The organism is Gaoshiqia sp. US2 (assembly GCF_059705485.1).
In genome coordinates this window covers 1,279,393-1,300,490 of sequence record NZ_AP048550.1, presented here as the reverse complement: position 1 = coordinate 1,300,490, position 21,098 = coordinate 1,279,393, and the positions used below count along the sequence as shown (strand labels likewise).

At 48.4% G+C, this 21,098-nt stretch carries 11 protein-coding genes; 1 reads left to right on the top strand and 10 read right to left on the bottom strand.

Features of this window, described 5'->3' with window-relative positions; translation table 11 throughout:
* The first annotated feature begins 27 nt into the window (after positions 1-27).
* On the top strand, positions 28-1,446 hold the full coding sequence (locus AC6H3C_RS05015) for a glutamate synthase subunit beta (RefSeq protein ID WP_497519583.1): 1,419 nt from the start codon (positions 28-30) through the stop codon (positions 1,444-1,446).
* 122 nt (positions 1,447-1,568) lie between these two features.
* On the opposite strand, the gene AC6H3C_RS05010 is transcribed toward AC6H3C_RS05015, so the two are convergent.
* The 10 genes from AC6H3C_RS05010 to AC6H3C_RS04965 form a co-directional block, all read right to left on the bottom strand.
* Positions 1,569-4,499, bottom strand: coding sequence for an FAD-binding and (Fe-S)-binding domain-containing protein (locus AC6H3C_RS05010; protein ID WP_497519582.1), 2,931 nt, complete (start codon positions 4,497-4,499; stop codon positions 1,569-1,571).
* 57 nt (positions 4,500-4,556) lie between these two features.
* Complete coding sequence (locus AC6H3C_RS05005) at positions 4,557-5,918, bottom strand: glycoside hydrolase family 140 protein (protein WP_497519581.1); 1,362 nt, start codon at positions 5,916-5,918, stop codon at positions 4,557-4,559.
* A 37-nt stretch (positions 5,919-5,955) separates the two neighbouring features.
* The gene (locus tag AC6H3C_RS05000; protein ID WP_497519580.1) at positions 5,956-8,241 is read right to left on the bottom strand and encodes a glycoside hydrolase family 2 protein; all 2,286 of its coding nucleotides are present in this window, start codon (positions 8,239-8,241) and stop codon (positions 5,956-5,958) included.
* A gap of 29 nt (positions 8,242-8,270) precedes the next feature.
* The gene (locus AC6H3C_RS04995; RefSeq protein ID WP_497519579.1) at positions 8,271-8,987 is read right to left on the bottom strand and encodes an SGNH/GDSL hydrolase family protein; all 717 of its coding nucleotides are present in this window, start codon (positions 8,985-8,987) and stop codon (positions 8,271-8,273) included.
* A 13-nt stretch (positions 8,988-9,000) separates the two neighbouring features.
* Entirely contained in the window at positions 9,001-11,556 is a 2,556-nt protein-coding gene (locus AC6H3C_RS04990; protein WP_497519578.1) for a hypothetical protein, read from the bottom strand.
* 114 nt (positions 11,557-11,670) lie between these two features.
* Positions 11,671-13,071, bottom strand: coding sequence for a RagB/SusD family nutrient uptake outer membrane protein (locus AC6H3C_RS04985; protein ID WP_497519577.1), 1,401 nt, complete (start codon positions 13,069-13,071; stop codon positions 11,671-11,673).
* Between the two features lie 12 nt (positions 13,072-13,083).
* Positions 13,084-16,203: a SusC/RagA family TonB-linked outer membrane protein gene (locus tag AC6H3C_RS04980; protein WP_497519576.1), complete on the bottom strand. Its 3,120-nt coding sequence runs from the start codon at positions 16,201-16,203 to the stop codon at positions 13,084-13,086.
* 273 nt (positions 16,204-16,476) lie between these two features.
* Positions 16,477-18,915, bottom strand: a complete 2,439-nt coding sequence (locus tag AC6H3C_RS04975; RefSeq protein WP_497519575.1) for a hypothetical protein — start codon at positions 18,913-18,915, stop codon at positions 16,477-16,479.
* A gap of 70 nt (positions 18,916-18,985) precedes the next feature.
* On the bottom strand, positions 18,986-20,071 hold the full coding sequence (locus tag AC6H3C_RS04970; RefSeq protein WP_497519574.1) for a glycoside hydrolase family 5 protein: 1,086 nt from the start codon (positions 20,069-20,071) through the stop codon (positions 18,986-18,988).
* A 112-nt stretch (positions 20,072-20,183) separates the two neighbouring features.
* The gene (locus AC6H3C_RS04965) at positions 20,184-21,086 is read right to left on the bottom strand and encodes a DUF5017 domain-containing protein (protein ID WP_497519573.1); all 903 of its coding nucleotides are present in this window, start codon (positions 21,084-21,086) and stop codon (positions 20,184-20,186) included.
* Positions 21,087-21,098: the final 12 nt, after the last annotated feature.

Here is a 21,098-nt window from a genome sequence, read left to right as displayed (position 1 = left end):
AATTAACAGAAAAGATTTAGAAGTATTATGGGAGATCCAAGAGGTTTTATAAAAGTGGCCCGCAAGGAAGGCGGCTACCGGCCTGTAAAAGAAAGAATATACGACTACGGGGAAGTGGAGCAAACCCTGAACGAAGAGGACAGAAGGTTGCAGGCTTCACGCTGCATGGATTGCGGGGTTCCGTTTTGCCACTGGGGATGCCCGGTAGGAAGCAAAATACCGGAATGGCAGGATGCTTTGTTCCGCAAAGATGATCGCGAAGCGTACGAGATCCTTCATTCAACCAACAGTTTTCCGGAGATTACCGGCCGTATTTGTCCGGCTCCCTGCGAAAAAGCCTGCGTGCTGAATATTCATAACGATCCCGTGACCATCCGCGAGAACGAATGCTCAACGGTTGAACGGGCGTTTGAGCAGGGGTATATCGTGCCAAATCCCCCGAAGGTCCGCAGCGGGAAAAAAGTGGCGGTCATCGGTTCCGGCCCGGCTGGTCTTTCAGCCGCCGACTTGTTAAACCGTGCCGGTCATACCGTAACGGTTTATGAAAAGAATGATGCCATCGGCGGTTTATTACGCTATGGCATACCCGATTTCAAACTGAACAAGGGGGTGATCGACCGGCGCCTGGCGATCTTCGAAGCTGAAGGTCTCATCCTGAAAACCAATGTCACTGTTGGGGCCGATGTAAGCAGAGATGAACTTCTGGCTGAATTTGATGCAGTGGTCTTGGCAACAGGAGCCGAACAGCCGCGCGACCTGGGCATTGAAGGACGCGACCTGGAGGGCGTTTATTTCGCGATGGAGTTTCTGACACAACAAAATAAAGTGGTAGCCGGCCAGAAAATTCCGGATGATATCCGCCTGTCGGCCGAAGGAAAACATGTATTGGTGATTGGTGGTGGCGATACGGGCTCCGACTGCGTAGGCACCTCCATCAGGCAAAAAGCCGCCAGCGTTACCCAAATCGAAATTATGCCGAAACCCCCGGTCGAACGGACCAACGATGCTCCCTGGCCTTACTGGCCAAACACCCTGCGTACTTCCAGCTCACATCTGGAAGGTTGCAACCGCCGTTGGGCGCTTTCGACCAAACGGTTGATCGGGGAAAACGGGAAGGTGAAAGAAGCCGAAATTGTTGAAGTAAAATGGGACAAAGACGAAAAAGGCCGTTGGGTGATGGCTGAAGTTCCCGGCACCGAAGAAATCATCAAAGCAGATCTGGTCTTGTTGTCGATGGGCTTTACCCAGCCGGTGCATGTTGGTTTACTGGATGAACTGGGAGTTGAATATGATGCCCGCGGGAACGTGAAGGTGAAAGCCAACAAACAAACATCGGTGGAAAAAATCTTTGCCGCCGGGGATATTGAGCGCGGGGCAAGCCTGGTAGTTCATGCCATTGAAGCCGGAAAAGTGGCCGCGGCCCACGTTCATCAATTTTTAAGCTAATACCCGTTCAATACAGCATAACAAAATTGAACATGAGTCCCGCTTCGGCGGGATTTTTTTTACCTATAACTGTCGGTTTTTACCAGAGGCAAAACATTCGGTCCGTCATCTGTTTTCCTTGATTATTCCTTCAACGCATCCAGTAAAATTTCGACGGGGTGCTGCGCTTGCCGTCCGGTACCATCCTTAATCTGGTGACGGCACGAAGTTCCGGGAGCAACAACCCGGGTTTCGGGCGCTGTTTTCCTGACTTCGGGGAAAAGGACCAGTTCCCCGATTTTCATGCTTAGTTCGTAATGCTCCTTCTCGTAGCCAAACGAACCGGCCATGCCGCAACAACCGCTTTTGATTTCTTCTACTCTGAAATTGACAGGTAACGACAACATCTTCTTTGTGGCCTCGGTTGATGCAATGGCTTTTTGCTGGCAATGCCCGTGTAGTTTAATCTGCCGGTGTTCTGTAGTGAACTGTTCCGGCCCGATCAATCCCCTGTCGGCCTCCCGGGCGATAAATTCATCCAGCATCAGGGCGTTTTTTGCCAGTCTGGCAGCCGCTTCCTGCAAAGTTCCGGTAAGCAGTTCGGGGTATTCGTCTCTGAAAGTTAAAATGGCCGAGGGTTCAATGCCAATAAGCGGTGTTTCGTCTGTAACCAGGTCTTTCAGCAGCGCCACATTTTCGGCAGCCACTTTTTTTGCTGTTTTCAGCAATCCTTTTGACAAGAAGGTCCGGCCGCTTTCGATGTGTTTCGGAATGGCCACCTCGTAGCCCAGCTTGTTCAGCAACAGGATGGTTTTGATCCCGATTTCACTTTCATTGAAGTTGGTAAATTCGTCGGCAAACAAGTAAACTTTTTTGTTTTTACCTGACTTTGGCAAGCGGCGATTCTGTTTGTCCCATTTTTTTAAGGTGATTTTCGACAAAGCCGGAACCGACCGTTCTTTTGCAAAGCCAATGGTTTGTTTAAACAAATCGTTTCCGGTCAGAAAATTGGTCATGGGGCGAAAGGCCATCCCCAGCCGGTTTAGCCTTGGTAAATACGCGATCAGCCTGGTGCGGAGCGGTATCGGATGGCTTTCGTAATAATGCTGTAAAAATTCGGCTTTCAGTTTGGCCATATCCACATTCGAGGGGCATTCCGATTTGCAGGCTTTACACGACAGGCATAAATCCATCACTTCATACAGTTCGCGGTAGTCAAATGGATTTTTTTTGTCCGTACGGGTCAGAAACTCGCGCAACAGGTTGGCGCGCCCACGGGTGGTTTTGTCTTCGTCGCGGGTAGCCATAAAGGTTGGGCACATGGTTCCGCCAATCAGCGCACTTTTCCGGCAGTCGCCCGATCCGCTGCATTTTTCGGCAGCATACAGCAGGCCGCTTTTTTCAGGAAAAGGGAAGCTCGTTTCAATCTTTTTTGCAGGTTGATCAAGCAGATAACGCATGTTTTCAACAATTGACGGCGTATCGGTAATTTTTCCCGGATTCAGGATCTGGTCGGGGTCCCAGGCATTTTTTAGTTCTTTCAATAGCCGGTAATTGTGCTCTCCCAGCATTAACGGAATAAATTCGCCGCGTAAACGTCCGTCGCCATGTTCGCCGCTCAGCGAGCCACGGTACTTTTTGACCAACAACGCGATGTCGTTAGCCAATTTGTAATAGGTGGCTACATCTTCCGAATCTTTCAGGTTGAGCAGGGGACTCAGGTGTAATTCGCCGGTTGCCAGGTGGGCGTAGTAGGCACATTCGAGCTGATGTTTTTGAAGGATTTGTTCCACTTCGGCAATAAATTCGGGGTAAACTTCCGGATGAACAGCCGTATCTTCAATCACCTGCACGCTGCGTTTGTCGCCCGGAATGTTCAGCAATACGCCCAGGCCTGCCTTGCGTAAATCCCAGAGTTTAGCGATGTCGCCGGCCTCGGTATACAGCGGAAAATGATAACCGTATCCGGCGTCTCTCAGATCGAGTTCCAGTTGCCGGGCTTTCTGCCGGATTTCATCCGGATCGTCACTTTCAAATTCAATAAATAGAACCACCTTCGGATCACCCTGTATGAAGAAGCGGTTTTTTCGCTGTTCAATATTGTCTTTGGTACAGTTCAGGATATAATCATCGGTTAGTTCGATGGCCACCGGCTGATGATTTAAAGCGATGATATTTGCCCGGGCAGCTTCCTGCATGCTGGTAAAATGGGCACAAACCAACCCTTTGTATTTTGCCGGGAGCGGTATCAGGTTAAGTTTGATTTTGGTTGAAAAAGCAAGGGTACCTTCCGAACCGGCCAATAACTTGCTCAGATTGATTTTTTTCCTGTTTCCGGTAAAAGGATCTGTTTCAAGGAGAATATCCAGGGCGTAACCGTTGTTGCGCCGTTTGATCCGGGGATCGGGAAACTCCTTGTGGATCTCGGCCTGGTTTTCAGGAACGGACAGGATCTCGTTGATTTTGTTATAAATCTTCGTTTCAAGCAAATCGGGATTACCTTTACATTTCTGCAGAAACGCTTCGGCACTCAGCTCACCAAAGGTAACCTCTGAGCCATCGGACAAAATTGTTTCCACCTCCAGGATATGATCGCGTACACTTCCGTAAACCAACGAATGAAGCCCGCAGGAGTTATTGCCCAGCATACCGCCAATGACGCAGCGGTTGGCCGTTGATGTTTCGGGCCCGAACTGCAAGCCGTGCGGCGCCAGAAACTGGTTCAGTTCAGCCAGCACAACGCCCGGTTCCACCCAAACCCAGCGTTCTTCGGTATTCAATTCAAGAATACGGTTCATGTATTTCGAAACGTCGGCCACGATACCCGGCCCAACCACTTGTCCGGCCAGCGAAGTCCCGGCGCCTCTCGGTATAACCGAAGTTTTGTTTATCGCGGCAAAAACGATCAGCTTTTTAATATCGTCTTTGTTTTTGGGTCGGGTGACTGCCAATGGCATTTCGCGGTACGACGACGCATCGGTGGCGTACAAAATCCGGTGAGTGTGGTCGGTAAAGACATCACCGGCAATGTTTTTGGCCAACTCGCTAAACTTGTTTGACGGGCTCTCTTTCATAACGGGCATTAATCTTGTGCAGGAAAATAAACTGCTGTAAACCGGCGTCAAAGATAACTAATTCATTTCCGGAAAATTTCGCGAAATATCATCAATTATCAATACCCAGTCGTTCGAATTACCTTGAGATGGCGGGATGAACCGGACGACTCCTTTATTTTTATAAGTTCCCGCTTCGCTTACTTCCCCGTTTCGGGGATTATACCAGGACGCTTTTACCTTCTTTCCTGAGATTTTGCCCATCCGTACCTCGAAGGGAAGTCCCGATGACGAATAAATAAAGGCATAATCATTCCCCCTCGTTCCCTGAATCCGCTCCCTGTAAGGTTCCGGACTGTCAACAATCAGGGATTGATCGGGCACCCGTTCCAACATCGGACGCGACTCCATTAATTTTCGTACAAAGGTCATTGATTTGGCGCCGGGCAGATCCAATGAGTCGAACCAGGGTTTTGTTGCATGAATCTGAGGTTTTCTTTCCGGTGCGTACATTTGCCAAATGTTGTTGCAGCCGTAGGTATGTCCGTGTGCCCCGGCAAACAGACTCAGATAAGCTTTTCTCCGGATATCATTGGGGTCGGCATAACCGTTTTTCAAATCAAAACAAACCGGGATCTCTTCATACATGGGTTCCCCGTCCATGGTTGGTTTTACCGGCGAAAGCCCGTAATCATGGCTGATCTTCTCCCATACCCTGGTGTCGGCACAATGACTGGTTTGCAGCATGTTGAAATCCAGCCAGTCATCCTGATGAAACCAGGCCGACGAGGCCGTCTGCGGGTGGAAAGTCATCAATGCCTGGTCATTTCCGCCCACGGCTTCGGTAATTCCTTTGGCCAATGCCCGCCAAACATCGGCATCGTCGGTTCCGTACCTCGGGTTTCTGTCGCCGCCGATCACCCAAATAATATTCGCCTGCTTTTTATAGCGGTTCCCCATAAACTTTCCAAACGCATAGGCATTCTCCCGGTTAAATATTTCCGGTCCGGTTCCCCATTTTGCTTTGAAAAGTTTATCGCCCCAAATGGGGAGCAATGCGATATGCAAACCATACTCCTCCGCCTTTTCGATGATGTAATCGACCTGTTCAAAGTAATCCTCATCCGGTTTGCCGGGGTCGTGATTGATTAAAGGTGTTGCCCCGTAGGCATTCGGATCGTTCAGTCCGTCGTGTTCGGCCAGCACTACCGCCTGGATCACCGTAAATCCTTTTTCGGCCCGGTCTTTCAGATAAAGACTGGCTTCGGCCCGGTTTAGCCGGTGAAATAATTCCCATGCTGTATCGCCAAGGTAAAAGAAGGGACTGCCATCGCGGTGAACAAGATAACGCCCGTTATCGCTGACGCGAAGGTCGGATTGCGCCCCTGAAAAAACCGGGAAGAACAGGACAGAAAGAATGGCAACAACTATCTTTTTCATATAACAGTTTATTTTTTTGACGACAACTGCCCCTGATTTATTGGTTAAGTACCGGTGTGGTAACTTCGGTCTTTGCTTCAGCCGCTTGGTAATGAAGCGTATAACTTGAGTTCCATTCCGGATGATCTTCCGAGCTTAGCTCAAGGGTTATTTTGCTGGTGTCAAAATGTGGCAGCACATAACGGACGGAAGGCCCGGCAAGGTTTTTATTTTTCTCTATCGAAAGATAATCCCAGTTCAGGATAACAATCCGTTGTTCTCCGGCGACAAGCGATACCGTTATTTTTCCTCCGGGCAAATCTTCGTACCGATCATTCAGGATAAACAGGTCACCGGTGAATGTCTCTCCTTCCTGCCACCTGAATTTCGGAATCCGTGCGCTGGCCAACACCGGACGGCAAGACGCGCTGACGTCATAAAATGCAGGTTTCGGGTTGTTGGGGTAGTTGATCAGGCTGTTGTTGGCGGCTGTTGGCCAGGGTTCGTTATAACACCAGTTCAGGGCCATGGAACAATACGGTTTCTGGCGGCGCGCTTCTTCAAAGATACATTTGTATCCTTCGGATTGAAGCCATTGCCCCGCAGCAACCAGTTCTTCGAGCGAAGCAGCTTCTCCGAAATAGTCGGTCAGCAAGTCTTTCATCAGCCAGGTATCGCCCATCCAGGCGCCGAACGCGTGATGACTTTCCCAGCTTGTTCCTGCGCGGGGAGGAAAAAGTTCATCCTGAGGAATGATCTGCCTCAGAATTTCCACCGGCGAAGGGCCAGGCATCCCAAATTCGGTATAAGCGGTGTTCCGCGCTTTCGGCATCACTTCAAACACTTCTTTGCCGGTATTCAGATCGCGAAAAACATAATTGCCATGCCCTACCCCGGCAACAGGAGCCGTTGGGATAAAAGGCGTTTGCGGGTCCAGTTGATAACACAAACTGTTCAGCAGGCGAAGCGCCAGTGATTGGTCAGTCATACCCGACCAGTTGTTAAACAGCTCGTTGCCCCCGCACCACATCACGTTGGAAGGATGGGGCGCTATTTTTTGAATGATTGACCGGGCCTCCTGCTCCAGTACGCCCAGGTATTTGGGAGTTCCTTCGTAATTGTTGCATGCCAGGGGGAATTCGGTCCATACCATAATGCCTTTTTCATCGCATAAATCGTAAAATGACTGTTTATTCACGATTCCGCCACCCCAAACCCGGAGCAGGTTAAAATTGGCTTCGAGTGCCCGGTCGAGAAGCTCGTTGTAGCGTTCTTTTGTGATGATTCCGGGAAAAATTTCCGGGTTAACCCAATTTGTGCCTTTCGAAAATATCCTCCGGTTATTAATTTCGATGGTCATTGGTGGATAACTTCGTGATTTTGGAAAGTCGTTGGGTTCATCCCAGGTTCCCTCATTCATCACCAGGCGAATTTGCCTGAACCCAATCTTTTGTTGTTTGGTATCCAAAACCCTTCCCTTTTCATCTTTCAGGATGATTTTTGATACATACAAGGGCTGTTTTCCATGGTCGTGCGGCCACCACAACTGCGGATTTTTAAGTGATGCTGTGAGCTGTTGTTTGTCGGTGACACTGCCTTTTTCTGACAGCATCACTTTCCCGTCGGGAGCGGTTACGGTCCATTCGAATTTTTTCCCCGGTTCATTTTGGCTGATAAACGAAGCTTCGATCTTTGCTTCTTCAAGGTTTTCAGACAAACTGTATTTGGTTGAAAAATCTCTCAGCCGGTTCTGGTTAAGGATTTGAAAGTGGGTTTCGTCCCAGATTCCCAGCGGCACCAGACGGGGATGCCAATCCCAACCGTAGCTGACTGCCGGTTTTACGCTCTGCGCCGCCTGATCGCGATTAACAGGCTTCCCCTGAATTTTTGGTACAGGAAAGATGGTTATTTGAAGTTCATTATGGTCCTGCAAAAAAGCCGTCAAGTCGAGCTCAACCCGGGTAAACATACCTTCCTGGTAAAAAACCGGCAGATCATTGATCTTGATTTCAAATTCATAGTCAATGCCTTCTGAAATAAAACAGAACTGCTCGCCGGCTTTCATATCCGGCTTTTTAAAGCTTGTTTTATAGGTCCAGAACACATCTTCCATCCAGGAATAGTCTTTCCAGTTTTCGGCATAATAAAATTTGGCCCAGTTGTTGGCCCTGGCATAATCAAGCTGAACTGCTCCGGGAACTTCTGCCGGCATCCATTTTTCCGGTTTGTTCTCTTTTTGATGATGAAACCCGATTTGCCATTGCGGAATTGTATTTTCAGCTTCCGCTTCTTTGCACAAAAAGATGGACAACAGCAGGATAATCAGGATATGGTATTTCTTCATGATGTTAAATTTTATATTTCATTTTCTTCTCAAAACCATTTGATGATTTCATCGGCAATCAGCTCATGTCCTTTCCGGTTGGGATGGTTTACATGCGACATATAAGCTTTTACATCGCCTTCGTTCCGGACAATCTCCTGAAATTTGGTAAACGGATCGGCCAGTCCAATATGGTACACTGCTGCGAGCTCTCTGATTTGTGCAGCATGCAGCGCCAGGGGATTTTCAGGAGCAAGGATGTCCTGTCGCTGGTCAGGCGACGGGGTAAGCAGAATCACGGGGATGTTTTCCTTTTGTGCGGCTTCAATCATTTTTTGCCAGGCCGCCCGCGACCGTTCAAGCCCGGCACCCAGATCATTCAGCGCGTAATCGATAAAAATCACATCAGGCTGATGCGGCAGAACATCGGAAGCGAAGCGGGTCTGGCCTTTTTCGGCATATTCGCCTCCAATAGCCGTAACAATCGCATTGATCACGGCATGCGGGTAAATTTCTTTCAACCGGGCAAGCACCAGGTTTGGATACGAATCGAGGGTATGCACCTCGGAGTTATGCCAATATCCGGCCGGAACCGAATGTCCGTGAAACACCAGGTTGATGGTCCGGTTGTTTGGCCATTTTATTTTCAACTCATCTTTAATTGCTGAAAGATAAGCCGACTGATCGGCAATCCCAGTTTCCTGAGCATTTAAATGCCCCAGGAATAAAGTCAGCATCAAAGTCACTAAAAAATATTTCCTCATCATTTTATACCGATTGTTACCATGATACCACTAAAGTTCCGCTTACGCCTTCCACTTTGTAATTGTTGCCAAATGCTTCTTCGCCTTTCCGAAAGTCGAGCTGTCCTTTTTTCCACGGATAACCGGCATTCAGGTAAAAGTTAATTTGATCTTCGCTGATTCCGTTGTCGGGGAAAATACGAACGGTGGCGTTTTCAAGCCCCGAAACCTGCAGCCGGCGGGTGATACCAAGTTCGCCCGAGTGCATTTCTTTACAGGATACCACACCTCCGTTCTGTTCTACAAAAACGCGGCATTCCCGATTCCACGAGGTGGGGAAGTGATAAACCGAGTGTCCTTTTTCCAGCCCGGTGTCGTAGCCCAACAAGACGGGAGCGCCGGGCGCCAGTTTAAAGCGATGTTTTACGGTGGTGTTGGGCACATAACCGGCAAAGAAATAACCGTTGTTGCTGCGCGAAATGCTCAGCACCGGGCTTTTTACCGCCGGACTGTTTTTGTCGGTGGCATAGCTCAGACCCAACTCACTGAGGACATACCGCAGGTAATTCGGGCTGGTAAAATAACGGGTAGGATCGTCCGGTTCAAGCAAACGTTTTCCCGTAAAGTGAGAAGAATTGGTACCCCTCACATAAGCAATTTTTCCGCCCGACCAGTCGGGATGAGACCGGATCCAGGCCATGTCGCGGACAGCAGAAGCTTGTTTGGCCTGGGCAATTAATCTGGTGTACGCATCCTGTTTGTTTTTCACCGTCGAACGCAAACCGCCTCCCGAAAAAAGCGCTTCGTGTCTGATGATTGCAGGATCGGCCTGCCGCAGCTCATCCAATTGGTAGTTTTTTGAAATCGTCAGTTCACCCGATACAGGCGACACATTTTCAAGGTTAAGCATGGCTAAAAATTCCTCGCCGGCATAGTCAGCCGGACCATAAATGAGGGCCTGCCCGCCTTGCTGAATAAAGCTAATCAGTTCTTTTTCGTAGGCTGAGCCGGCATCGGGTACGATCGAAAGCAGCACAGACTGGTTGAACAACCCCGGTTTTTGGGAAAGAGCCTTCCCAAAATTACTGGTGGAAATAACTGTATTCAGCGGCAACCCGTTATTGATGGCCTGCCGGATATACCAATCGCCGTAATAAATCTCGGGCAAGCGTTCCTGTTGGTTTTGCGCCCATTGGTGGTATTCGTCAAAGGGGTAAACCCAAACCAGCGGACCCGCTGCGGTTGGCGAATCATACCGTGCTTTCAGAATGTGAGGAATCACCTCGTCGGGTACCTGCGTTGGCATGTTGCCAAATGAATCATCAATCGTCAGGAAATTGAGATGGGTGGGCAGGGTGATCTCGCCTTTTTCGTTGATACGCGACACCGCCATCGGCAGATAAATATCGTGTGGTTCCCGTCCGTAACGGTCGAGCCAGGGGCTGTTGAGCCACCAGGGATCGTGCGTGTAATAGCGGAAGATGTACCGGTCGTCGGGCAGTTCGGAAATGCGCGACATGTAACCAACCATTTCGAGTCCAAAGTCGCCGTCGAGTGCGGCCCAGGGCGAATTTGGGGGAGGCAGGATGTTAAAACCACCGTTGTAGATGGCTTTTAAATCAACGCCGTCTTTGGCCAGGTCGATTCCGGTTGACAGGTTTGTTCCCCGGGTTTCAATCCGAAAGTCGGGACATTCGGCACGAAACAGGTTCCAGAAATTGACAATCTTTTCTTTCGTGTCCGGCAGCTTTTCGGCATTAAAACCGGTTCCGGTAAAAATGGTTCCGGTTGACGACCAGGGCTCCATGCCAAATCCAAAACCGTTGCTGAACCAGATGTAGTCAAAGCCCAGATCGGTGAGAAAATGCTGACTTTGACGGCCAAAGAAGGTTCCAAAAGGCGTGTTTGCCGGAATGCCGCCGGGGTAACCGGCATACGACTCATCATCGGCGTTCAGGGTGGCATAGCTGAACACAAAAGATTTTTCACCCATGGCGCTTCCTTCCAGTATTTCAGGATGTTTTTCGTATTTGAACGGCGACTTGGCAAATTCGGGCCCCGGGTCAAAGGTCGCTCCGATCCGCACCGGTTTCCCGGTAATCGATTCGCCGGTTTCTTTCAGGATGCTGACAATAATTTTCAGGTCTTTGTAGGTGAAATCCGGTGGATTTTCGAGATACAAATAGGCCCTTTCGTGCAATGAAAGTTCTTTGGGTCCTGAACCGATTTCGTGTTCGGTGTTGGGATTGCCAATGTATTTTGCCCATTCCAACGGCTGATCCGGTTTCCCCGAATAGTTCAGGATTTCAGATCCGTCGCTGGTCCACAGCATAACCGAGATGGTGTCGGCATGGCGCAGCAATGAATGCCATTGCATAAACATTTCGGCAGCCACTTTCCGGTAATAAGCTTCGCTTTTTTCTTTGAACGGCTTTAAGGAGGCTTCCAGGGTAATGTTATGAAATGACTGGCCTTTTAAAGAAGAATCAATCAGGGACACGGCATGATTTTTTTCCGTTCCGGTCTGGCAGCTTAGCAGAAACAGGAACAAAACATACCAACATAACTTTAATCGTTTTATTATCATCATCATTGAAAATGTTTTTTTAGAGCTGTCCCTGAGTCATAAAAACCAACCGCATCATTCAGAATATATTTCAGAATTTTTCATTCTGGTTGACTGACTTTCAGGACAGCTCTAATTTAATTAATAACCTGTATTTTGCGTCAGGTTCGGATCAATATCCCGTTCACTTTGAGGAATTGGCATTAAAAGTTCATAGTCTTCAACGCGGAAACTCAATCCCAGGCTGATGTAATAGTTGTTGATAATTGTCTGAGCCCTGCCGGTTCTGACCAGGTCGAACCAGCGATGTCCTTCGGCTAAAAACTCAACACGCCGTTCGCGTTCAAGTGCCAGGGCAAAATCAGCTTTGCTCAGTCCGCTTAACGAGACGAGTCCGGCCCGGTCGCGTACCATGTTGAGAAAGTCGTGGGCCTCGGTGGTTTTTCCGGTTTCATTCAGGGCTTCGGCATACATCAGCAAAACGTCGGCATAACGTAGCGGCAGGACATTAATTCCGCCGTCGAACTGAAGCTCGGCAGTGGGATCGTAGAATTTGCGGATGTATTTTTCCTCGTAGGTGGCGTAATTGCCGTCGGCAGCCAGCAGCGAATCAGCCAGTGAAGCGTCTTTTCTCAAATCGTCGGCTTCATAGGCCTGGATCATATCGGAAGTGGGCACGATGGTATGGCCATAGGAGAAATTGGTCGTCAGTGAATTCCCTTCACCTACGTTGCCTGTCAGGTATTTGATTTCGAAGATAGACTCTGACAGTTCGTCGTTACCCACCGAAAATAACTGGCCGTAATCATTTGTCAGCGTGTACCGGTTCATCTGCTGAACTTCCAGTAAAGCCGCAGCTGCCAGGACATATTCTTTTTGGGTCAGATACACTTTTCCCTGAAGGGTTTTGACGGCGCCCAGCGAAGCACGCGATTTGCTCAGGCCCGCTCCGGCACTCAGTAACCCGGCCGATTCCTGTAAATCATCCAGGATCAGGGTGTAAATTTCAGAGACCGGCTTCCGGCTCATGTCGTATCCGGCCACTTCGTCGGGACTGCGGAACGCCACATCAACAAGGGGAACCTCGCCAAACAGCCGAACGAGGTAAAAATAGGCATAAGCCCTCAGAAACAGCGATTCGCCTTTAAACTGGTTTTTTTTGCTTTCAACAAAATCGGCGTCGTCGATACGTGACAGGATATTGTTGCTCCGGGCAATGGTTTTAAAGCAGGAGCCCCAGATGGTATTCACAAAACCATTGGTTGAAGTCAGATTGACTTCATCGCTTTCCACACGGTCAGCCGGAGGATTTGACAACTGATTGGTAATCCGCATGTTGTCGGTGGTTACTTCGGTAAGAAATAAATTCGAAATATCGTGGAGTGTTTGCAGTTCACCATACATGCCGAACATCGCTGTTTCAAAATCAGCTTCGGTTTTGTAAAAAATATTTTCGCTGATCTGGTTCTCCGGTTCCAGCACCAGAAAATCTTTACACGATACCAGCGCGAGAACAAAAACAATTAACAGGTACTTATTCATGGTCTTACTGATTTAAAAAGTTAATTGAACACCAAAAGTATAAGTCCGCGGAAGCGGGTAAGTCAGGTAGTCGATGCCTGCGTTAACCACATTATCACCCGAAGTGCTCGACTCGGGATCATAACCGGGGTAGTCGGTGAAGGTGTACAGGTTACTGACATCAACATACACCGAGGCGCTTCCCATCGATAGTCTGGAAACCAGTTGTTGCGGAAGTTTGTAGGAAAGGTTCACATTTTTAATCCGTGTAAACGACGAATCAAACAGGAAGTGCGATGTGGAACTAAATCCAAAGGCATGATTGCTCCGGATCGCACGCGGCATAAAACCGTCGCCGGGGTTTTGTTCCGATTTCCACCTGCGGTCGGCTATGGCGAGTTGGTTTTGTACACCGGCCGAGTTAAGAATAATTTCGCCGCCCTGGAAATAAGTATACGCTCCGTGCGAACCGTTCAACGTGACACTTAAAGCCAGGTTGCCGTAGCTGAATTTGTTGGTAAATCCCCAGGTAAAGTCGGGCCACGGGTCGCCTACGATTTTTTTATCATCGGCGTTGATTTTACCATCTTTGGTTACGTCTTCAAACTTCAGGTCGCCGGGCTGTACCCTTGGATGCTGAACCGGACTGTTTTGCACTTCTTCAACCGTCTGGAAGATACCGATCGCATTCATCAGATAAAAACTGGAAACCGGATACCCTACCTGGGTAACCTGGTAAGCCGAGTTAACCATCCTTTCGGAGGCATTGGTCAGTTTAAGAACCTTATTTTTATTGGCGCTGAAAGTAGCGCTGCTGGTCCAGTTAAACTTGTTTAAGTTGAGGTTGACGGTTTGCAGGCCGATTTCAATCCCTTTATTTTCAATGTCACCAATATTTTGCGTTGAAGAACCAAAACCGGAAGCGGCCGGCAGATTAACAGCAAGCAGCAGGTTGGTTTTACGGTCGCGGTAAATATCGGCTGTCAGTGCAATCCGCTCTTTAAAAAGGCTCAGGTCGATGCCCAGGTTCACCTGTTTCGATTTTTCCCAGGTCAAATCGTCGTTGGATAAACTACTGGGAACCAAGCCAAGGCGTTTCGTATTGTTTTCGACATAACCCAAGGTTGAAAGCAAGCCGATATGGGTATAATTTCCGATCTGGTTGTTTCCCGAAAGCCCGTAGCTGGCCCTTAATTTCAGATTATCAACAAAAGCGAAGGATTGCATAAAAGGTTCTTCCGAAACATTATATCCGACTGAAAAAGAAGGAAAGTTACCCCATTTATTGTTTACACCGAAGCGGGAACTGCCGTCGCGGCGGATGGTTGCCGTAAACAGGTATTTGCTGTCGTAAGCGTAATTGATTCTGGACATCAGCGATAACATGGACCACTCGGAAACAAAATGGCTGCCGGTATTGACAATTCCTTCCGAGAGGTAAGTCACATATTCGGTTGGAAAATTGGCTGCCCCGGCCGATAGCTGGTCGTAGCTATCTTTCTGTGCAGTAAAACCAACCAGCGCATCAAGCTGGTGTTTGCCGCCAAAATTTCGTTTAAAGTTAAGGGTATTTTCGTTTAGCCAATTAAGCGATTCGGATTTGATAACCGCTGCTGTTGCTTCGTAGTTCCGGTTGCCGTATAAAGGAACTTCGGAAGATCGCCAGAGTTTTATGACATTTGTGCCGTATTTAATCCCCACCGAAGTTTTAAAGGTCAGACCGTCGATGATGCGGTATTCGAGGAAATTATTGGCCAAAATGTCGGCTACCTTGCGGTTATCGGAATAGCCGTTGAGAACGGCGAGCGGGTTGGAAAGCCAGCCCAAACCATAATCAACATCTTCCTGGTTAAAATAATAACTTCCGTCTTCGTGGTGAGAAGGTATAGTTGGGGATGCGGCTAAGGCCATGCTCAAAATTCCACCGGTTCCGTAGTGTCCTTCGGTATTTGGAAATCTTCCGTAGCCATATGATCCGGAAATCGACGTACCCAGTTTCAGTCGTTCCGTGAGTTGCGCGTCAACATTGGTTCTCAGATTAAAACGCTCATAGTCGGATGTGAGCACAATTCCCTGCTGGTTGAAATAGCCGGCTGAGATGAAATACCGGTTTTTCTCATTTCCGGACGTAGACGATACCTGGTAGTTTTGAACCGGTGCAATACGGAAAATGACATCCTGCCAGTCGGTGTCGGTGGTAATGGAGGCCGGATTCCGGAATGCGGGCGGTACGCGGTGACCACCCGCCCTCACGTCGTTGGGATCGCTGGCCAAACCACCTGCATAAATACGGGCATTGTCGCGACCTTCGGCCACAAATTCGGCATACTGGCGTGCGTTCATCATATCCAGTTTATGGCCAACTTCCTGAACTCCATACGAAACATCGACGTTGATTAGCGACTTACCGATTGCACCGCGTTTTGTGGTGATAATGATGACGCCATTGGCGCCGCGTGAACCATAAATCGCTGTTGCCGAAGCATCTTTCAGAATTTCGATCGACTCGATATCTGCCGGGTTGATCGAGCTTAGCGGATTGATCCGGTTCTGGGTATTGTTAGCCATGCCGGCCGAGGTAAAATTTGCTCCGCCAAAATTGGACATGTCCGAACCTCCGCCGCCTGTTCCGACGGGAAATCCGTCGACAACATATAACGGCTGATTTCCGCCGGTAATCGAACTGACTCCCCGTACCAGCACATTCACGTTTCCGCCCGGAGCGCCCGAAGTTTGACTGATATGTACCCCGGCGACCTTGCCCTGCAGCATCTGATCGAAACTTCCGGTTGAAGCTTGAATCATATCATCGCCTTTCACCCGGGCAATAGAACCGGTCAGGTCTTTTCTCCGTTGCGACCCGTAACCCACGGCCACCACTTCTTCCAGCCCGACAGTTTCTTCTTTCAATGTGATATTGATGACCGTTTGACCTGCCACTGCTACTTCCTGGCTTTTCATGCCAACAAAAGAAAATAACAGGGTAGCGCCGTCGGCGACATTTGTCAGGGAATAATTACCATTCGCATCGGTAATGGTACCCAGGTTTGTTCCTTTAACCACTACCGTGACACCTGGCAGCGAGCTGCCTGTGTTATCAACAACCTGCCCTTTGATGGCCCGGCCCTGTTCCGACTGATTCTGAGCAGCCATTAGTTGAGCCTGGCTATTAACCAAAAAGCAAATCGAAAAAATAAGCAAGAGAAAAAGCCGTTCGAATCTGCGATTTCTCCTAAACCAAAATTCCGTGTTTTTCATAGAAGTTACGTTTTACATGTTAAATCATTTTCCGGCGAATAAGATTAATGCTGATAACGCTTTTAATTATATTCTTAACGCACAAAGTTTTAAATTGCAAAAGATTAATCGTTAGCATACTGCTTTAGCTTATAATGCCGGTTATTTAGTTTATGGTTTTTGTGATCATTAATGAATATTACCGATCAGGGTCTTTAACTCTTTTGCCCAACCGTCCTGTAGCAAAAAGTATAAGCGCGCATAGTGTTTCTGATCCCGGCATGCCCGGGCCTGTTCCAGGTAGGGTTTGTATTTCTGGGCTTCCGTGCTCTTTAGTTCAGCCAGCTTTTCCAAACTGTCAAGCGAGCGACCAAGCTGTTTCAGCCATTTTTCGTCCAGTTCAAAATCGCTTCGGGTGAAACTTAAACCAGTGGACGGAGATTCAAAAACACGCAGATCATACGGAGCGAGTTGCACGGATAGTGAACGAACCTTCCTGAGTTTTTTGTTCTCAACAAGATCGGTCACATCAGAGGCTTTGTTTAATTTCAGGTTGAATGTGACCGGTTCAGGCAGGCCGTTAAGCAGGTAGAAATACATTTTCCCGTCCACCACTTTTTGCCTGACCCGGACCGGATCGGACATGTTGGGAACATCATCAAATTTAACAGCCGGTAACGACTGAAAAGCCTTGCTAAACGCGGTGAGTTCTTCGTCCATGCCGAAGCTGCCGATCACATAGCCTCCTTTGATGATGCTGGTAGCATCGAGGTAATTAAGTGCAAAAATATAGGGTTCGAGGCTGTGAAAACCCGTCGGGTTTAACGTGGAAGCCCTCCAGACCATTTCGTCGACCCCTAAGTCTTTTAGCCCCTTCAGCGGTTCTTCGCGGCCAATGGCATCTTCAAAATACCGGTCGTGAATCGTTACTCCAACCCGTGGAAGATCGCTCATAGACGAAACAACTTCTGGAGCAGTAAGCACTGTCCGGTTGGCGTTAGTTGCTACCGGCGTGTAGTGTGACCTGGCCCATCTCAAATCGGCAGGCACAAGCGTAGGACTGACAACAATATTCGATTCGTTCCGGTAAAGCTCCGGGTCAAATCCCATTTCGCGCATGGCCTCCGCCGGCGACTCATTCAAATAGTCAGCCAGACGATCATTCTGGGTCAGGTGAACAAAGATGTTCAGGTTGAGTTTCAAATCGGGACGATATGAGGCTATGGTCCGGGCCATTTGGGAATAATGTTTGTAAAGGACTTGGCACCGCCAGTCGATCCAGGCTTTTTTTGTTTCCGGACTGCTCATCAGCCAGTCATAGCTGTTCTTAAAACGATCAGGTTCTCCCGGAATGTAGGCCGGAATTTTTATGCCTGACTCTTCCTGGAAGCGTTTCAGGTTCAAATCATTGTATCCTGAAGCCAGCGAGCCAAATGAAAACAGTTTCGGCCGGGAAATCACCAGTGAAATTCCATCGAATGCCGGTTCTTCAGCATACTTGTCGCAGATTTCCGTAACCAGCCCATTCACAGCCGACATAACCCGCGGATCGGCGGCATTAAAATTCGGATCGGAGCCATGCCAGTGTCCAAACCACAGTTCTCCGTCTTTATTGATATTGATGACGGTTTCTTCTCCCGAATTGATCCGGGCAGTGTCGGCCAGCGGGTCTCTATTCAAACTTGGAAGGGTATGAATATGTAGTCCGGCAGTAAATTTCATGTCCTGCTCCTCAAGTCTTTTCAGCATATAACGCGGATAATCTTCGGGATGCGGACGTTTACCGCCAAGCGCATTTTCTGCAACTGGATCGTAAGGTTCAACATCCGACCCATATAAGGGGCCGGCATACCACACCAGCGGGTATTCAAAGGTCGTCTGACCGAGCGACCGGAGATAGGTGACCATCCGGTCGGTCGCTTCCATAAAACCTTGTTTGTCGCGACCGGTACCAAAACTGTGAAACAGGACAGGATCTTCATAAAAAAGTCCGGCGCTGCGGGCAGGTACGCTTCCCGAAAAGTAATTGCTGTTTGACGGAATGCCAAATTCGCTGATTTCATAGATCTTCATTTCACTAACTGCAGCCGGATAATTGTCTTCGGCGGTCATAAAAATGAAAGCCTGGCGTTTGGCCTTGGGCCAGAAAACGATCCGAAATTCCTTCATACCGTTCGACAGGGGGTATTCTTCACCGGTCATCACACCGGTATGCGACTGAAAATCGAGGTGTTTTGTGAAATGCTGAAGCATAATCTCCATGGTTCTCGGTTTATCATCGGGATAAGTGATCACGGCCAGATGCGGAACGTCGATCCGGTCAACTTCGAAATCAAGGGCAAAACGGTCGCGAATCCCCGTTCCTGCCTCCCTGTATGTACCTGCGGCTCCGTCAATAACAGATGTTCCTCCGGTTTCGGCAACAGGTTCTACTCCGGCTGCATTTACTGAGATTATCAGTCTATAAGAAGCCTTTCTTTCAGCTAACTTTTTATGTTTTGGAATACCGGCGAATTGATCCGGTTGGCTTGTTGCATGAGTATTTTCACCGATGGCCCGTCCCGCGTTTGACGATAAAATCAGCGCAGACAGGATTAAGATCTGAATTGGTCTTTTACATTGAAACATATCTCTCTCACTTAAAAATCAACAATTTTAAAAGGACCACCGGGAGCGGCCCTTTCATGATGATTTATTTCTACTTCGGATTTGTTTGTGTATATTTTTCAAGTACCTCCATTTGAGGCCGGTCTGTTGTATAATTGTTGGTTGGTTGTACGGCCAGCTTATAAGTTCCCCATCGGGGACCAGCCGACCAGTAGGTTCCCGGTACACCATTATCGCGCATGTAAATCAGCATATTTTCAAGTACCACCAGCCACCGTGGATCGTTATCAGGCACACCGTACTCTCCGATCAATCCGCGTTTATTATACTTTTTAAGCCATTCCACAAAGGGTTTTATGCGGGTTACGCCGGTTTCGGGCGTTGCTTGCTCTTCATCGTAAGTGCCGGCATACGCGCCCGAGATGTTTTTGTCGAAATAAATATGAGCCTGGAAGATCAGGTTGTTTGAAGGATCGTTCAGGTTGCGCAGGTTATCGCTGAACTGAACCCAGTGCAGAGCAGAGCTGAAGCGGTCTCCGCTGATGATAATCGGAGTTTGCGTATCTACAAGCCTGATTTTGTCGATAACGGCTTGAGCAATTGTGAACCAGGCGGTTGACGAGGGCATGGAGTAAGGCTCGTTCATAATGTCGTATCCCCAGATGTTTTTATAGGATTTGAATTCATTGGCCAGCTTCATCCAGGCATCGGCCAAATGTTCCCGGGTTAGCTCAGGACCAGCATCAATCACCGTTGAAGTCGCTCCGCCATCGAACGATCGGCGGGCAAAATTGTGCATATCCAGAATTACCGGCATGTCACGGTCTTCGGCTGCTTTGACAAAGGTTTTCATTTTTCCCAGATCAATGGCATAAAGATCTCCGTTCAGTTCGTGCTGAATACGTTCCCATCGGAATGGAAAACGAATCAGGATCAGTCCCTTCGATTTGAAGTAATCGAGGTCTTTTGAGCCGGGATACCCATAATGTGTCCCATCCACACCCGGATAGACTCCCCCGAACTCACCTCCCGAAAGATTTACGCCAAAACTTTCCGTTACAACAACCGGGTCGGGAATAGGATCAGGTTCCGGTTCATCCACACCAGGAATATCATTTCCTTTAGAACAGGATGCCAGGAGGAGTATATAAATGAAATATCTGAAAAAGTTTATCATCGTTATTTTGTTCTGAATTATGAATAAAAATAGTTATCAAAAGGTCTAAGCCTGGAGGCAAAGGCGCTCAGTTGGTATTCCTGGATGACCTTTGCCTCCATTTCTAAAGAGACTATTCCGTAACGGTCAGTTCAAATTGGATAACCTTTTCTTTGTGTTGGTCAACCGAGTTATTGGATACCAGGAAGGTGACAGTATATGTTCCGGCCTGGCTGTAAATAAACTGGTAACCATCCAGGGCATTGCTTCCGATGTTTTGAATCGGTGTACCGGTGTCGGGCGATACTTTTGTGAAGAACAAAGGTTTAGTCACATACCAGTCTTCACTCTCCGGCGCATTCTTTCCTCCGCCGATAATGACCAGGTCAACAATGGGCGTACCTCTTGAATACCAGGCATTGGCATCGTTCAGGATGCTGAAAGGTTGCCAGCCTGCATTTTGTAAGGTTGCAACAGGGATCGCGAGACCATCGGAAACTAATGTTTTTGCATTGAATGCGTGGACAATCCAGTTCCCCGCTGCTTTATCGGGATCAGTTTGCCCGACAAATTTAAAGGCGAAGAAAAAAGGTTTTTCAGGATTAACCAGGTCAGACACATCCATCGTTCCGGATGGCGTTACCGTGGTGTTGGGTGCAATTGCTCCGCGATCGGTAATATCGGTCCAGCTAGCCGCGAGGATACCTTCTTTGCTCATAGCAGCCAAATCGCTGGAGACCATTAGTCTCAACGAATGGATTTGGGTTCCGCCGCCACCGTACTGGGTGGTAATATCGATTTGAGGGGTACCTCCTTCCAGGGCCGTCCGATGACGAAAATTATAGTCGGAACCCGGTAAGCCGGAGTAAAAGGTGATATTTCCGGCATTTCCTGAAAATTGGAACCTGACGGTATCGCCAACCTGATAGGTTAGTTTTTCTACCTGAACATCAAAATCAGGGGAATCTACTTCAATCAGGTCTTCACAAGAAGCTAAAGAAATAGCGAATAACAGTAAGCTTAAATATCGTTTCATCATTCTTGTTTT

Excerpts from the sequence above, each read along its gene's own strand:
- AC6H3C_RS05015 (WP_497519583.1), top strand. The coding sequence starts at position 28 with ATGGGAGATCCAAGAGGTTTTATAAAAGTGGCCCGCAAGGAAGGCGGC.
- AC6H3C_RS05010 (WP_497519582.1), bottom strand. The coding sequence starts at position 4,499 with ATGAAAGAGAGCCCGTCAAACAAGTTTAGCGAGTTGGCCAAAAACATT.
- AC6H3C_RS05005 (WP_497519581.1), bottom strand. The coding sequence starts at position 5,918 with ATGAAAAAGATAGTTGTTGCCATTCTTTCTGTCCTGTTCTTCCCGGTT.
- AC6H3C_RS05000 (WP_497519580.1), bottom strand. The coding sequence starts at position 8,241 with ATGAAGAAATACCATATCCTGATTATCCTGCTGTTGTCCATCTTTTTG.
- AC6H3C_RS04995 (WP_497519579.1), bottom strand. The coding sequence starts at position 8,987 with ATGATGAGGAAATATTTTTTAGTGACTTTGATGCTGACTTTATTCCTG.
- AC6H3C_RS04990 (WP_497519578.1), bottom strand. The coding sequence starts at position 11,556 with ATGATGATGATAATAAAACGATTAAAGTTATGTTGGTATGTTTTGTTC.
- AC6H3C_RS04985 (WP_497519577.1), bottom strand. The coding sequence starts at position 13,071 with ATGAATAAGTACCTGTTAATTGTTTTTGTTCTCGCGCTGGTATCGTGT.
- AC6H3C_RS04980 (WP_497519576.1), bottom strand. The coding sequence starts at position 16,203 with ATGGCTGCTCAGAATCAGTCGGAACAGGGCCGGGCCATCAAAGGGCAG.
- AC6H3C_RS04975 (WP_497519575.1), bottom strand. The coding sequence starts at position 18,915 with ATGTTTCAATGTAAAAGACCAATTCAGATCTTAATCCTGTCTGCGCTG.
- AC6H3C_RS04970 (WP_497519574.1), bottom strand. The coding sequence starts at position 20,071 with ATGATAAACTTTTTCAGATATTTCATTTATATACTCCTCCTGGCATCC.
- AC6H3C_RS04965 (WP_497519573.1), bottom strand. The coding sequence starts at position 21,086 with ATGAAACGATATTTAAGCTTACTGTTATTCGCTATTTCTTTAGCTTCT.